This is a genomic window from Pseudomonas sp., assembly GCF_041601375.1.
Lineage (GTDB): Bacteria > Pseudomonadota > Gammaproteobacteria > Pseudomonadales > Pseudomonadaceae > Aquipseudomonas.
Genome location: NZ_JBFIIG010000117.1, coordinates 1 through 12,936 on the forward strand (window position 1 = coordinate 1; position 12,936 = coordinate 12,936).

Consider the following 12,936-nt stretch of genomic DNA (forward strand, 5'->3'; position numbering starts at 1 on the left):
CGGATCAACTGGAACTTCGTCGCCAACGACCCGGCGCTGATCGACCAGGCCCGTCAACGCTGGGCCGCGCAGGACTGGCCAACGGTGCCAGGCGAGACCGCGCGAATCGAGCTGCCACGCTGACGGAGAAGATTTGTTGCACTCCCGCGACATCCAAACAGCAGGTGCTCGGGTATAACCCTTGGCACGCTCACACACTCAGGAACCCTGTGCATGGCGCAGCCGCTGTTCGATTACGAAAGCCGTCTGGAAGCCTGCGCCCGGCAGGATGAGCGGGCATTCCAGGCGCTCTATCAACAGGAGGCCGCGCAGATGCTCGGGCTGGCCATCACTCTGCTCGGCCGCCGTGATCAGGCTGAGGACTGTGTACACGATGCCTTTGTACAGATCTGGCGCAATGCTCAGCGCTTTCAGCGGGCGCTTGGCAGCGGCCGCGCCTGGATCTACAGCATCCTGCGCTACCGCGCCCTGAACCAGCTGCGCAGCCGTGGCCGCACGGTGGAAATGGATGACGACTTTATCGAACGCGCCGCCGACGACAGCCCGCAGGCCGCCCAGCTGCTGGAGCAACAGGGCGAACAGCAGCAACTGCGCCGTTGCCTGCAGGGTATCGAGCGCAACCGCCGCCACCCAATTCTGCTGGCGTTCTACCGCGGCCTGACCCATGAACAGATCGCCAACCGCCTGACCACCCCGCTGGGCACCATCAAGGGCCGTATCCGCGCCGGTCTGCGCGCACTGCAGGAGTGTTTGCAAGCATGATTACGCAGCAACCTGCCGAACGCCGCGCATTGATCGGCGAATACGTTCTGGGCCTGCTCGACGAGGCCGAGGCCAAGGAAGTGCGCGAGCTGATCGAGCAGGATGCCGAAGCCGCGCAAATGGCCCTGCAATGGCAGCAGCACTTTCTCGAGCTGAGCGACCAGTTGCCGCCGCAGACACCCTCCGCGCAGTTGTGGCAGCGCCTGCAGGACAGCCTCGGGCTGAGCCCGGCGGTCAGTCGCGTGAGCGGCTGGCTGGCCTGGTGGCAGAGCCTGACCACCTGGCGACTCACCAGCGCCGCCCTGGCGCTGGCGCTGATCGCCGCCCTGCTGCCTGAGCTATGGCGCAGCGACAGCGTCGTCAGCAGCTACACCGTGGTGCTGCAGGCTCCGGGTGAGGCGGCCAAGCCAGGCTGGGTGGTGCATATCGATGGCAATGGCAGCCTGCGCCTGCAACCGCTGCTGCAGGATCAGATCCCCGCCGACCGTTCCGTGCAATTCTGGACGTTGATCGATCCGGCCATCGGTCCGCGCTCCCTGGGCCTGGTCGAACCGGGTAAGCCATTGCAGCTGTCCGCCGAACAGATTGGTGCCGTACAACCCGGCCAACTGTTCGAACTGACCCTGGAACCGACCGGAGGCTCGCCCGAGGACCGGCCAACCGGCAAGGTGCTGTATATCGGCCGCGCGGTGATAGCCTCGGCCAACTGACTTTGCGCACGCCGCCGAATTTATTTTCAGGCGGCGACATCCAGGCGCGCTCTCGTGGGTATAGCTATCAGGTGTTTCATCGAGGCACCTGCAAGGCCGGCCTTATCCGGCCTGGCATCGATGCTGGATAACCACAGATGAGAGGACGCTTATGAACAGGCTCAATACCCTGCTGACCACTGCCGTTGCCACTGCCACCCTCAGCCTTGCCGCCGGCACTGCCAGCGCCGCCACGCTGCTGGCGCTGAGTGCCGATGGCCAGCTGTTCAAGATCGACAGCGCCAGCCAGGCAATCACCGCCACCATGCCCGCCGACAGCCCCAGCCCACTGCGCGGCATCGATGTGCGCCCGGCCAACGGCATGCTCTATGGGCTGGGCAGTGACAACCAGCTCTATACCCTGGACCTGGCCACGGGCGCGGCCAGCAAGGTGGCCAGCCTGAACAAGCAGCTGCCCGGCAGCGGTCAGGCGGTCATCGATTTCAATCCGGTTGCCGACAAACTGCGCATGCTGGCCGCCGACGGCACCAACTTCCGGGTCAATGTCGAGACCGGTGAGGTGGTGGTCGATGGTTCAGTGGCCTACGCGGCTGACGGTGCCTATGCAGGTAAAAGTGCACAAGTGGTGGCTGGGGCCTACACCAACTCCTATGCCGGCACCCAAGCTACTGCGCTGTACAACGTCGACATGGCCAGCAGCAGCCTGATGCTGCAGAACCCGCCTAACGACGGCATCCAGCAAGCCGTTGGCAAGATCGTCGATGGTCTGCAGAACGCGGCCCTGGATATCGCCAGCGACGGCAAGGGTGGCAACACCCTCTACCTGCTGACCGGTACCACGCTGCACACCCTGGGCCTGGCCAGCGGCAAGCCAACCACCCTGGGCGAGGTCGCCGACCTGCCGGGCAATATCATTGATATCGCCGTACTGCCTGAAATGTAAACGAGGATGCGGGAAGGCCGCCTGGCCTTCCCGCTTACGGCTTATTGGGCGAAGACTTCCGCGAACAGATCGTTCATCGCCCGGTAGGACCGCGCCGCCACCTGCGGATGGTACTGGTTGCGCCCCGGGGTATTGGCCTGCGGATTGGTGAAGGAATGCACCGCGCCGCCATAGATAACCAGTTGCCAATCGGTGTTCGCCGCTTTCATCTCGGCGATGAAACCATCGACCTGCTCCGGCGGCACCGACGGGTCGTCCGCGCCATGCAACACCAACACCGGCGCCTTGATGTTCTGCGCATCGGCCGGGTTCGGCGTATCCAGATTGCCATGGAAGGACACGAAACCTTGCAGGTCGGCGCCCGAACGGGCCAGTTCGAGCACCGCGCCGCCGCCGAAGCAGAAGCCAATGGCGCCCAGCTTGTCGCTATCCAGGGCCACCTGCTCGGCCTGCGCTTTCAGCACCTCGACTGCGGCCTGGGCGCGCTTGCGCATCAAGGCCCGGTCGCCGCGCACCGCACCGGCGGCCGCCCCTGCCTCCTGCGCATTGCTCGGGCGCACCGCCTTGCCGTACATGTCGGCCATGAACACCACGTACTTGTCGCCCGCGACGAGTTCGGCCTGCTTCGCCGAATTCTCGGTCACCCCCAGCCAGTCCGGTACCATCAGCAAGCCGGGCCGCGGGCTGGTCACCGCATCGTCATAGATCAACATGCCTTCGAAGGCTTCACCGTCGATCTCGTAAGGCACCGGCTTGACCACCACCGCCGCCTCGGCGACACCGACCAGACCCGCCAGCGCCAAGGGTATGAGTGATTTGTGCATCGACCTGCTCCTGTGAGTGGATACCACTTCAACAGTAGCGCCTGAGATCCAATAACCAAGATAAAAGCCCGCATAAGCGGGCTTTTATCTTTACGTCAGCTATCAGGCCGAGAGTTCGACCAGCAGCTTGTTCAGCCGCTGCACATAAGCCGCCGGATCTTTCAGGCTGTCACCGGCCGCCAGCGCTGCCTGGTCGAAGAGGATGTGGCTGAGGTCGGCGAAACGCTCTTCGTCCGGCTCGGCATCCAGCTTCTCGATCAGCGGATGGTTGGGGTTGAACTCGAAGATCGGCTTGGATTCCGGCACCTTCTGCCCGCTGGCCTCGAGAATCTGGCGCATCTGCAAGCCCAGATCCTGCTCGCCGATGGCGAGGATCGCCGGCGAATCGGTCAGGCGATGGGAGACCCGCACCTGCGCCACCTGCTCGCCCAGCGCGGCTTTCAGGCGCTCGGCCAGACCTTCCTTGGCCTTGGCCACTTCTTCCTGAGCCTGCTTGTCTTCTTCCGAGTCCAGCTTGCCCAGGTCCAGGTCGCCACGGGCGACGTCGACGAAGTGCTTACCGTCGAACTCGGTGAGGTAGCTCATCAGCCACTCGTCGATGCGGTCGGTGAGCAGCAGTACCTCGATGCCTTTCTTGCGGAACACTTCCAGGTGCGGGCTGCTCTTCACCTGGGCGTAGGATTCGCCGGAGAGGTAGTAGATCTTGTCCTGGCCCTCCTTCATCCGTCCGATATAGTCGACCAGGGCCACGCTCTGCTCGCCCGCGTCGCTGCTGGTGGAGGCGAAACGCAGCAAACCGGCGATCTTCTCCTTGTTGGCGAAATCTTCCGCCGGACCTTCCTTGAGTACCTGGCCGAAGTTCTTCCAGAACGCCTTGTACTGCTCGGGATCGTTCTTCGCCAGCTTCTCCAGCATGTCCAGCACGCGCTTGGTCAGCGCCGACTTCATCGAGTCGATCACCGGATCCTTCTGCAGGATCTCGCGGGAAATGTTCAGCGACAGGTCGTTGGAGTCGACCACGCCCTTGATGAAACGCAGGTACAACGGCAGGAACTCATCGGCCTGGTCCATGATGAACACGCGCTGTACATACAGCTTGAGGCCCTTGGAGGCATCGCGCTGATACAGGTCGAACGGCGCCTGGCCGGGCACATAGAGCAAGGAGGTGTATTCCAGCTTGCCCTCGACCTTGTTGTGACTCCAGGCCAGCGGGTTGTCGAAATCATGGGCGACGTGCTTGTAGAACTCCTGGTATTCCTCGTCCTTGATCTCGTTGCGCGGGCGGGTCCACAGCGCGCTGGCGCGGTTGACGGTTTCCCACTCGACCTCGGCCGGTTTGTCGGCCTCTGCATCGCTCTCCGGAGAAGAAACAGATTCTTTCGGCAGTTCGATCGGCAGGGCGATATGGTCGGAGTATTTCTTGATGATGTTGCGCAGGCGCCAACCGTCGGCGAACTCTTCCTCGCCCTTCTTCAGGTGCAGGACGATACGGGTGCCGCGCTCGGCCTTGTCGACGGTGGCGATCTCGAACTCACCCTCGCCCTTCGACGCCCAATGCACGCCTTCACTGGCCGCCAGACCGGCGCGACGGCTGAACACGTCGACCTTGTCGGCGACGATAAAGGCCGAATAGAAGCCCACGCCGAACTGACCGATCAGGTGCGAATCCTTCTTCTGGTCGCCGGACAGATGCTGGAGGAAGTCGGCGGTGCCCGACTTGGCAATGGTGCCGAGGTGGGTGATCGCGTCCTCGCGGCTCATGCCGATGCCGTTGTCCTCGAGGGTGACGGTCTTGGCTTCCTTGTCGAAGCTGATGCGAATCTTCAGCGCGGCGCCACCTTCCAGCAGCTCGGGCTTGGCCAACGCCTCGAAACGCAGCTTGTCGGTGGCATCCGAGGCGTTGGAGATCAATTCGCGAAGGAAAATTTCCTTGTTGGAATACAGCGAATGGATCATCAGGTTCAGCAGTTGCTTCACCTCGGTCTGGAAGCCCAGGGTTTCTTTTTGAGTTTCCACACTCATGGTCGTCTAACTCCACATTGGTGACTAAGCCGGAATCCGGCGGGTGTCATGCAGATGGGGGCAAGCTTGGGGATTTCAAGTAGTTGGCCGAACCTCTCAGAGGCTGAGAAAATATCGAGTGCCGTAGCGAGAGCGTCCCCTGGTGTCCGCGGCAAGGCGCGTTACGCGAAAAATGGGGGAGTTTAGTGAGCTAAATGACCCCATTTTTCGCGTAGTGCAACGCCAGCAGCGGGCGCCTGGGGGCGTTCGCAGTAGGCGGGAGTTTTTTCCCAGCCTCTCAGGGCTCCAGCAGCTCGATCGTGCCGATTTCCTCGGGGAGCAAGGCGTAGCTGGCCGCACCCGAACCGCTCAGACGCTGGCGCAGGACGATGCGCCCCTCCTGGTCGACCCCCTGAAAACGCCCCTCCGCCGAACTGCCGCGGGTAGTCGACACGCGCATGGTCAGGTTCTCGTAGCGGCGTGGGCTGCGCAGCAGACCTTCCAGGCTAAAGCGCAGGCGCCGATCCAGCGGACGGCTGCTACGTTCGCTGCTTGCCGTCGCGACTGGCGCGGCGTGCGCCGGGGGTGCCGGCGCCGACAGCGCCCGCTCCGGCAATGCGGCAAAGCGATCGGCCTCGACCGCCCAGCCGCGGGATGCGCTCTTGTGCAGCAGAATCGGCAAGCGTTGTGGCTGCCCATCGATCTGCGCCTCGACCGTCAGTTCGAGGCTGGCAGCCGGCAGCGTCAGCGCCGGCAATTGGCCCACCTGCACCGCACGAGTGGCGAAACGCCGCTGCAGATAGTCTTCGATGACATAGGCCAGGGTATCGGTGGAGTCGACATGCCGGTCGACCTTGCCGTCGCGATAACGCAGACCATCGCTGAACACCTCGACCCTGCCGCTCAGGGTGGTCTTGAAGCGTGCAGGCAACACCAGATGAAAATCGCCAGCCAGCTTGTTCGGCGGCACAGGTTGCAGGTTCAGGTGCAGGGTGTAGCCATGGCGCAGCCGACGTGCCTCGGGCAGGTCCTGCTCCGGCAGCAGCCAGCTCACTTCGATTTCCGGCAACGGGCCCGAGTCGCCTGGCAACACATCCAGGCGCAAGGCGCCGGTCACGGGCCGTGGCAGGCGGATGAGCAGCTCGCGACGGGCAAAGAAGTCCTGGCCTTCGCGCAGGCTGAGCACGCTGCCGAGCAATTCACCCTGCTGGGGCGCAAAAGGCTGGCCATTCAACTCGCCGTGCAACTCGATGGCCAGTTCAGCCGGGGCCTGCACCTCGGGCTTGAGCCACTGCAAGCTCAACAACGCATGCAGGCGCTGCGAATCCTGGTTGGCAAGCAGGGTCAAGCCGACGATCAGCGGGATAAACCCCAGGGCGCTGAGGCCCAACGCCTGACGCGCACTGCGCCAGTGACGCAGCACGTACAGCAGCGTTAACGGCGGCAACAGACTCGCCCAGCCCCAGAGCAGACCAGTGCCGAAGGCGCGCATCACCAGCCAGACCAGGCCGGCCAGAATCAGCAGCAAGCCACCGAGGATCAGCAACGCATCCATTCGAATTCCTTAAGCAGATAGGTCGAGCGGATCGCACCGCCGTGGCAGACTCAAGGCTCGTCGACCCTGGAGTGCGCCCGTGCCGTGGCGATAGGCTCGGTTTGATTGGTTTGATCGCCATGCTGGCGACGCGGCGACCTTGTCGCCACACCTGGCACTGGACATAGGTGCCACGATATTCACCGGCGCGCAGGTAATCTATCGAGAAGTCGAGGATTTTCGGCAAATGTGCAATGCCAATGAACATCAACAGATGGAGCATGGCGGCATGCTCCATGCAGCCGGCGATCACCCACTCTCTGCCGGCTATAGGGCAAACGCAGGGTCAAACCGAGGGCGCTGGCCTCGTGCAGCTGGAGTCCGAGCAGTTGGCAATGCCGTAGCGCCGCCAGAAAGCGCTGCGCCTGCTCGAGAATGCGGGTATTGCTCATCGATTCAGTCCACCACAAGGGCGCAAGAGGCGCGCATGATAGCGCCTCACCGGGCCACGACACATTGCCAACATGTTGGAGTGGAACACTTATCACGCAATGGGCGGGGAACTTAGTCGAACGGGGCGTGCTCGAAAGGGCTATGCCTGGGGCGACCCAGCCATCCGCCACCCTAAATGTCCACAAGGAGTACTGACCGTGCAAAAGCCATTTACCTATACCCTGCTGCTCGCCGCTGTCCTGGCACTGGCCGCCTGCGAAAAAACGCCGGAAGACAAGATGGAGTCGGCCAAGGAGTCGATCTCGGAAGCGGCTGAATCAATGGGTGACGCGGCTGAAGATACCGGTGATGCCATCAAGCAGAAAACAGAAGAAGTGATGGAAGACTGATCTGAGCCGCTCACCGGCAAAAATCGCAAATGATCGCGGATCACCCCCATCCGAGATGGAGGTAACCCGCTCAACAACAAGGCCCGCGTGATGCGGGCCTTGTTGTTTCTGCAGTGCTTACAGGGCTGGCGTCAGCATCAGCAACAGGCTGCACAGCAAGCCTGCCCCCCACACCAGGCTGCGCTGCCAGTGCATATCCGCCCAATAGAACAGCAGGTACAGCACTCGCGAGACCACGAACGTCAGCGCCAGCACATCCACCAGCAGCCCATGAGTCTGGGTGACATGCGTCATCAGCACGCCCACGGCAAACAGCGGGAAGGCCTCGAAGCTGTTCAGGTGGGCGGCCAACGCCCGCGCGCCGAAACCGGTCAGCCGCGCTTGCTGGCTGCGCGGGTGATGATTGTCATACGTCCCGCTCTCCTGCTGCATGGCCCTGGCCACTGGCGCCTTGGCCAGGAAAATCAACAGCGCACTGATAAAAATGCACCAGAATGGCAGACTCATTGGCTCTTCTCCTTGGCCGGTTCAAGCATGGCGGTCTGGGTATAGACCATCACTTCAAGTACATCGGAATGGAACTCGCGGCGGTAGAGTACCAGTACTACGCCAGTGCTCACCGCAATGAAGAACCAGGGATTGATAAACCAGGACAGCGTCGCCATGCCGAAGTAATAGGCACGCAAACCGTAGTTGAACTGGTTGGCCGCCATCGAGATCACCCGCGCGGTACGCTCGGAAAACGCCCTGCGCTCCTGCTCGGTGACATGCCGCTCGCCCAGCATCGGCGCCGAACCGACCAACACGGCTGCGAAATTGTACTGGCGCATGCACCAACTGAAGGTGAAGAAGGCATAGACGAATACCACCCCTAGACACAGCAACTTGAACTCCGACATCTCGCGGCTGACCGCCTGCACGAAGGGCAAGTCGGCCAGCAGCGACACGGCGCGATCGGAGGCACCCAGTACGGTGAGGATACCGGCCAGGATGATCAGGGTGCTGGAGGCGAAGAAGGAGGCGTTGCGCTCCAGATTGCCGATCACACTGGCATCGGCGATACGGTTTTCGCGCAGCAACATGCGGCGCATCCAGTCCTCCCGATAAAGATGCATGACACTGGCCAGGCAGGGCGTGGTTCGGCCCTTGAACAAGGCGTAACGGGTGTAGCCGCCCCAGCACAGTAGAAACCAGGCAATCGCCACGAGTTGCTGCCAGAGATTGTTTTCGAGAATGTTCATGAGTCCCCCAGTCCAGGGCGGGATTATAGCCAGTCGGACGCGGCCGCACCGCTACCTTGTTCGCTCGCCGCAGCACGGGTTGCCACGCGCCGCAGGAGTGACTTGCATGCGCCCAAAAATAAACCGCGGTGGACAGTTGCGAAGTGCCGGCGCCTGGCTGACACTTGAGCAGCAAACGCACCATAACGGTGCCAAACTCAACCCGTGTTCGAGTCCAGTCATTGCGTTAGAAGCCTGCATGCTTTGATGAGACAGGAAGTCCCACAACACCGCCAAGGAGAGCCGGCATGTCCGTGCAGCGCCTTTTTTCCCTGATTTTCGCCGCCATCATCTTCTGCACCGTCCTGGTTTCAGCCTTGGTCATGCTGATGCTCGCCAACCAGGAGCACCTGAGCGCGAGCCAGGAGAATCGATATCGCTCCTACCTGCTGGCGGACGAACTGAGGCAAAGCTCCGACGACCTCACACGCCTGGCGCGTACCTTCGCCGTCACCGGCGACTCGCGCTATGAAGAACAATATTGGCAGGTGCTCGACATCCGCCACGGCAAACGCGCCCGACCACAGCAGTATGAACGTCTGTATTGGGATTTCCTCGCCGCCGGCCTGCCCGCCCCCAGAGCCAACGGAGAATCCGCTCCGCTGCTCGAGCTGATGCGGCGCCAGGGTTTCAGCCAGGCGGAACTGGACAAGCTGGCCGAGGCCCAGGCCAATTCCGATGCCCTGGTGCAGATCGAGACCGAGGCGATGAACCTGGCCAAAGGCCTGCTGGCCGATGGCCGGGGCGGCTTCACCCGACAAGGAGCGCCCGACCGGATACTGGCCAGCCAACTGATGCACAGCGAGGAATACCACCGGGAAAAAGCCAAGATCATGCAGCCCGTGGATAACTTCTATGCCTTGCTCGACCGGCGGACCTCAGACGAGGTCGCCCACTACGCCCGGATAGGTGAGCGCTACATGATCGCCGTGACGCTGATGGTGGTAATCCTGATCCTGATTGCGGTCGTCGGCATATTCACGATTCGGCGCAAGGTTTCCGGCGCATTGCTGCGTTTGAGCGACGAAGCGCGGCAGGTCGCCGAAGGCGAGCTGGGCACGCACCTCGCCGCGCAAAGCGGTGGCGAGTTTGGCGTGCTGTCGCACTCATTCGGCCAGATGGTGAGCAAACTGCGCGAAATCGTCGGCAACGTGGTGCACTCGAGCAGCCAGCTGAGCGTTTCCGCGTCGCAGCTGACCAGCACCACCACCTCGACCCAGCACAACCTCAAGCAGCAGGAACTGCACACCACCGAAGTGGCGGCAGCCATGACCGAGATGGCGGCCACTGTGCAAGAAGTTGCCCGTCACTCCACGCAAACCGCCGAAGCGGCGCAGCGCGCCGACCAGGCCGCCAACACCGGCCACCTGCTGGTCGGACAGATGGTCGAGTCGATCGACGCCCTGGCCCATGAAATCGGTAATGCCGCGACCGTGGTGCAAACCCTGGCCCAGGACACAGTCGATATCGGCAGCATCCTCAATGTGATTCGCAGCATCGCCGAGCAGACCAACCTACTGGCCCTTAACGCGGCCATCGAAGCAGCCCGCGCCGGTGAACAGGGCCGCGGCTTTGCCGTGGTCGCCGATGAAGTACGCTCGCTGGCCAAGCGCACCCAGGACTCCACCCGGGAAATCCAAGAGATGATCGAGCGCCTGCAAGCCGGCGCCAACAAGGCAGCCGGGGTGATGGGCCAGAGCCGGACACAGGCGGAATCGGGCGCCAGCCAGGCGATTGAGGCCAGGCAGGCGCTGGAGGTCATCACTGGCGCCAACCGTGAGATCAGTGACATGGCCGTCCAGATCGCCAGCGCGGCCGAGCAGCAGGCCGCGGTGGCCCAGGACATCAGCCAGCGGATCGAGATGATCCGCGACTTGGCCAGCGGCAATGCCGAGGGCTCCAACGAGGTCACCGCAGCCAGCCACGACCTCGCCGCACTGGCTGAACGGCTGCACGCCCAGGTTCGGCATTTCAACCTCGGCGGCAATGCCGCCTGAACAACCCGGGGATTGCCCGCACGAACGCAATCAGCCAGGAGCATGGACGCCCGACACCGTGATCCTGGCTGCCGGCACAGGCCCTTTTCAGCGAAGCATCAGGCCAATGCGCCCTGCGCCTTCCCCAGCAGACGGTCGAGCAGCGATGCCAACAACAAGGTGATCAGCACCGGCAGCAGCCAGCCGAGACTCTCGCCGGCCAGCGGCAACTCGCTGAACAATGACGGCAACAACGGGCTGAAGCCCGCGGCGGCGAAGCCATCGACCAGGCCGAAGACCAGGGTCACCGACATCACCGGGACGAATACCCGGCGCGGCGACAACCACAGGTTATCCAGCAGGCTCAATGCAACCAGCACGATGGCCAGCGGATAGAGTCCCACCAGAACCGGTACCGAAAAGCTGATCAGCTGGGTCAAACCCTGATTGGCCACCAGCAGACTGAACAACGCGAACACCACCACTACCAGCCGGTAGGACAGCGGCAGCAGGCTGCTGAAAAACTCGCCGCAGGCCGTCAACAGACCCACGGCCGTGGTCAGACAGGCCAGAGTGATCACCACCGCCAGCAGCAGGCTGCCGGCGGTACCGAAGCGGTACTGGACATAGGCGGTGAGTACCTGCACGCCATTCTGCGCTTCACCGGCAATGTCCTGGCTGGTCGCCCCCAGGTAGAACAATGCCAGGTACACCAAGGACAACCCAACGGCTGCAATCAGGCCGGCAATCACCGAATAGCGGGTGATCAACGCGCCATCGGTCACCCCCCGGTCGCGGATGGCGGTGGCAATCACGATGCCGAACACCAGGGCCCCAAGGGTATCCATGGTCAGGTAGCCCTGCAGGAAGCCCTGGACGAAGGGCGCCGCCTGATAGGCCGCGGCTACCTGGCCAATCTCGCCGGCGGGCATCAGCAATGCCGCGCCCCCCAGCACCAGGAGCGCCGCCAAGAGCACCGGTGCAATGAACTTGCCGATACGATCGACCAGTTGCCCCGGGTTGAGCGACAGCAACAGCACCGCCGCGAAATACGCCAGGCTGTAGATCAGCAGTGGCGTGGCCGAATTGCCGGTGAACGGCGCCAGCGCCATCTCGAAGGACACCACCGCGGTACGCGGCGTGGCGAACAGTGGGCCGATGGCCAGGTACACCGCCACCGCAAACAGCATCCCGGCGCGCTTGCCCAGCGGCGCGGTGAGCAGTGCCATACCGCCGCCGACCCGGGCCAGGGCGACGATGGTGAGCAGCGGCAAGCCGACGCCGGTGAGCAGGAAACCCAAGGCCGCCAGGCCAATATTCTCGCCCGCCGCCATACCGGCACTGGGCGGGAAGATGATGTTGCCGGCGCCGAGAAACAGGGCAAAAGTCATGAAGCCGAGGGCCAGGAGATCCGAGCCTTGCAAACGAGTCATAGAGGGCAATACCACAGGCAGAAAAATATGAATTCCGAGAGTTTCCCGAAGGATCGGGGGAAACGTCGCCCTGCCGGTTGGGCTGAGCCGCTGCTGCAGCGCTAGCCGCTTGTGGCGGCCAAGGCGCGAATAGTTGCCAGCCTAACGAAGTTGCCATTTTCGCGGCAGTGACGCAGGTCAGGCTGTCGAACTGGCGTAATCAGCTGTCGCATCGGCAACAGTTCTAGCAGGCTGTTGAAAAACTACCTGCGTTGCCGATGCGTCGTTAAAAACAGGCTCGGAATGCTCATTTACAGCTCGTAAACTCCGCTTCCTCGCCTGTTTTTGCCTAGCCTCGGCTGCCTCGCCTACGTTTTTCAACGGCCTGCTAGTGCCCGATAAACAAAAAAGGCCACCCTAAGGTGGCCTCTTTACCGTCAGCAACGCTTAGGCGTTTTTGACTTCCCAACCGGTCAGCTCGGCGAGGGCCTTGCCGATGTCAGCCAGGGAACGCACGGTTTTCACACCGGCGTCCTGCAGTGCGGCGAACTTCTCGTCCGCAGTACCCTTGCCGCCGGAGATGATGGCGCCGGCATGGCCCATGCGCTTGCCCGCAGGGGCAGTCACACCAGCGATGTAGGACACCACCGGC

Annotated in this window: 11 protein-coding genes and 5 pseudogenes; 7 read left to right on the forward strand and 9 right to left on the reverse strand. The window is 62.7% G+C overall.

What is annotated here, in order from left to right; translation table 11 throughout:
• The 4 genes and pseudogenes from ABZE94_RS14820 to ABZE94_RS14835 all read left to right on the forward strand — a co-directional run.
• A pseudogene (locus ABZE94_RS14820) lies at positions 1-123 on the forward strand (pirin family protein); the annotation flags it as partial.
• Between the two features lie 90 nt (positions 124-213).
• On the forward strand, positions 214-762 hold the full coding sequence (locus tag ABZE94_RS14825; protein ID WP_372876271.1) for a sigma-70 family RNA polymerase sigma factor: 549 nt from the start codon (positions 214-216) through the stop codon (positions 760-762).
• Positions 759-1,472, forward strand: a complete 714-nt coding sequence (locus ABZE94_RS14830) for an anti-sigma factor domain-containing protein (RefSeq protein WP_372876272.1) — start codon at positions 759-761, stop codon at positions 1,470-1,472. Before ABZE94_RS14825 ends, ABZE94_RS14830 begins: the two co-directional genes overlap by 4 nt.
• A 151-nt stretch (positions 1,473-1,623) precedes the next feature.
• A complete protein-coding gene (locus ABZE94_RS14835; protein WP_372876273.1) occupies positions 1,624-2,415 on the forward strand; it encodes a DUF4394 domain-containing protein in 792 nt (263 codons plus the stop codon).
• Positions 2,416-2,456: 41 nt separating this feature from the next.
• Here ABZE94_RS14835 and ABZE94_RS14840 read toward each other — a convergent pair whose 3' ends face one another.
• The 5 genes and pseudogenes from ABZE94_RS14840 to ABZE94_RS14860 form a co-directional block, all read right to left on the reverse strand.
• Complete coding sequence (locus tag ABZE94_RS14840) at positions 2,457-3,239, reverse strand: dienelactone hydrolase family protein (protein WP_372876274.1); 783 nt, start codon at positions 3,237-3,239, stop codon at positions 2,457-2,459.
• 102 nt (positions 3,240-3,341) lie between these two features.
• Complete coding sequence (gene htpG, locus ABZE94_RS14845; protein WP_372876275.1) at positions 3,342-5,261, reverse strand: molecular chaperone HtpG; 1,920 nt, start codon at positions 5,259-5,261, stop codon at positions 3,342-3,344.
• Between the two features lie 277 nt (positions 5,262-5,538).
• Entirely contained in the window at positions 5,539-6,795 is a 1,257-nt protein-coding gene (locus ABZE94_RS14850) for an MFS transporter (protein WP_372876276.1), read from the reverse strand.
• A 50-nt stretch (positions 6,796-6,845) separates the two neighbouring features.
• Positions 6,846-7,087 (reverse strand): annotated as a pseudogene (locus ABZE94_RS14855) (hotdog domain-containing protein); the annotation flags it as partial.
• Positions 7,083-7,226: pseudogene (locus tag ABZE94_RS14860) on the reverse strand (thioesterase); the annotation flags it as partial. The pseudogenes ABZE94_RS14855 and ABZE94_RS14860, both read right to left, overlap by 5 nt.
• A gap of 198 nt (positions 7,227-7,424) precedes the next feature.
• Here ABZE94_RS14860 and ABZE94_RS14865 point away from each other — a divergent pair.
• Positions 7,425-7,616 (forward strand): hypothetical protein, encoded by a 192-nt coding sequence (locus tag ABZE94_RS14865; protein ID WP_372876277.1) that lies wholly within the window; start codon positions 7,425-7,427, stop codon positions 7,614-7,616.
• 117 nt (positions 7,617-7,733) lie between these two features.
• Here ABZE94_RS14865 and ABZE94_RS14870 read toward each other — a convergent pair whose 3' ends face one another.
• Together ABZE94_RS14870 and ABZE94_RS14875 are read right to left on the reverse strand one after the other, a co-directional pair.
• Positions 7,734-8,123: an MAPEG family protein gene (locus ABZE94_RS14870; protein WP_372876278.1), complete on the reverse strand. Its 390-nt coding sequence runs from the start codon at positions 8,121-8,123 to the stop codon at positions 7,734-7,736.
• Entirely contained in the window at positions 8,120-8,857 is a 738-nt protein-coding gene (locus ABZE94_RS14875; protein WP_372876279.1) for a DUF599 domain-containing protein, read from the reverse strand. Before ABZE94_RS14875 ends, ABZE94_RS14870 begins: the two co-directional genes overlap by 4 nt.
• Positions 8,858-9,834: 977 nt before the next feature.
• On the opposite strand from ABZE94_RS14875, the pseudogene ABZE94_RS14880 reads away from it, so the two are divergent.
• Together ABZE94_RS14880 and ABZE94_RS14885 are read left to right on the forward strand one after the other, a co-directional pair.
• Positions 9,835-10,023, forward strand: a pseudogene (locus tag ABZE94_RS14880) (HAMP domain-containing protein); the annotation flags it as partial.
• Positions 10,024-10,164: 141 nt separating this feature from the next.
• Positions 10,165-10,893, forward strand: coding sequence for a methyl-accepting chemotaxis protein (locus ABZE94_RS14885; RefSeq protein ID WP_372876281.1), 729 nt, complete (start codon positions 10,165-10,167; stop codon positions 10,891-10,893).
• Positions 10,894-10,991: 98 nt separating this feature from the next.
• Here the strand turns inward: ABZE94_RS14885 and brnQ are convergent, their stop codons facing one another.
• Positions 10,992-12,305, reverse strand: a complete 1,314-nt coding sequence (gene brnQ / locus ABZE94_RS14890) for a branched-chain amino acid transport system II carrier protein (protein WP_372876280.1) — start codon at positions 12,303-12,305, stop codon at positions 10,992-10,994.
• A gap of 426 nt (positions 12,306-12,731) precedes the next feature.
• A pseudogene (locus tag ABZE94_RS14895) lies at positions 12,732-12,936 on the reverse strand (succinate--CoA ligase subunit alpha); the annotation flags it as partial.

Bases quoted from the DNA above. Each gene is read 5' to 3' on its own strand.
- ABZE94_RS14875 (WP_372876279.1), bottom strand. From the start codon at position 8,857: ATGAACATTCTCGAAAACAATCTCTGGCAGCAACTCGTGGCGATTGCC.
- ABZE94_RS14850 (WP_372876276.1), bottom strand. From the start codon at position 6,795: ATGGATGCGTTGCTGATCCTCGGTGGCTTGCTGCTGATTCTGGCCGGC.
- htpG (WP_372876275.1), bottom strand. From the start codon at position 5,261: ATGAGTGTGGAAACTCAAAAAGAAACCCTGGGCTTCCAGACCGAGGTG.
- ABZE94_RS14840 (WP_372876274.1), bottom strand. From the start codon at position 3,239: ATGCACAAATCACTCATACCCTTGGCGCTGGCGGGTCTGGTCGGTGTC.
- ABZE94_RS14830 (WP_372876272.1), top strand. From the start codon at position 759: ATGATTACGCAGCAACCTGCCGAACGCCGCGCATTGATCGGCGAATAC.
- ABZE94_RS14825 (WP_372876271.1), top strand. From the start codon at position 214: ATGGCGCAGCCGCTGTTCGATTACGAAAGCCGTCTGGAAGCCTGCGCC.
- ABZE94_RS14870 (WP_372876278.1), bottom strand. From the start codon at position 8,123: ATGAGTCTGCCATTCTGGTGCATTTTTATCAGTGCGCTGTTGATTTTC.
- ABZE94_RS14885 (WP_372876281.1), top strand. From the start codon at position 10,165: ATGACCGAGATGGCGGCCACTGTGCAAGAAGTTGCCCGTCACTCCACG.
- brnQ (WP_372876280.1), bottom strand. From the start codon at position 12,305: ATGACTCGTTTGCAAGGCTCGGATCTCCTGGCCCTCGGCTTCATGACT.
- ABZE94_RS14835 (WP_372876273.1), top strand. From the start codon at position 1,624: ATGAACAGGCTCAATACCCTGCTGACCACTGCCGTTGCCACTGCCACC.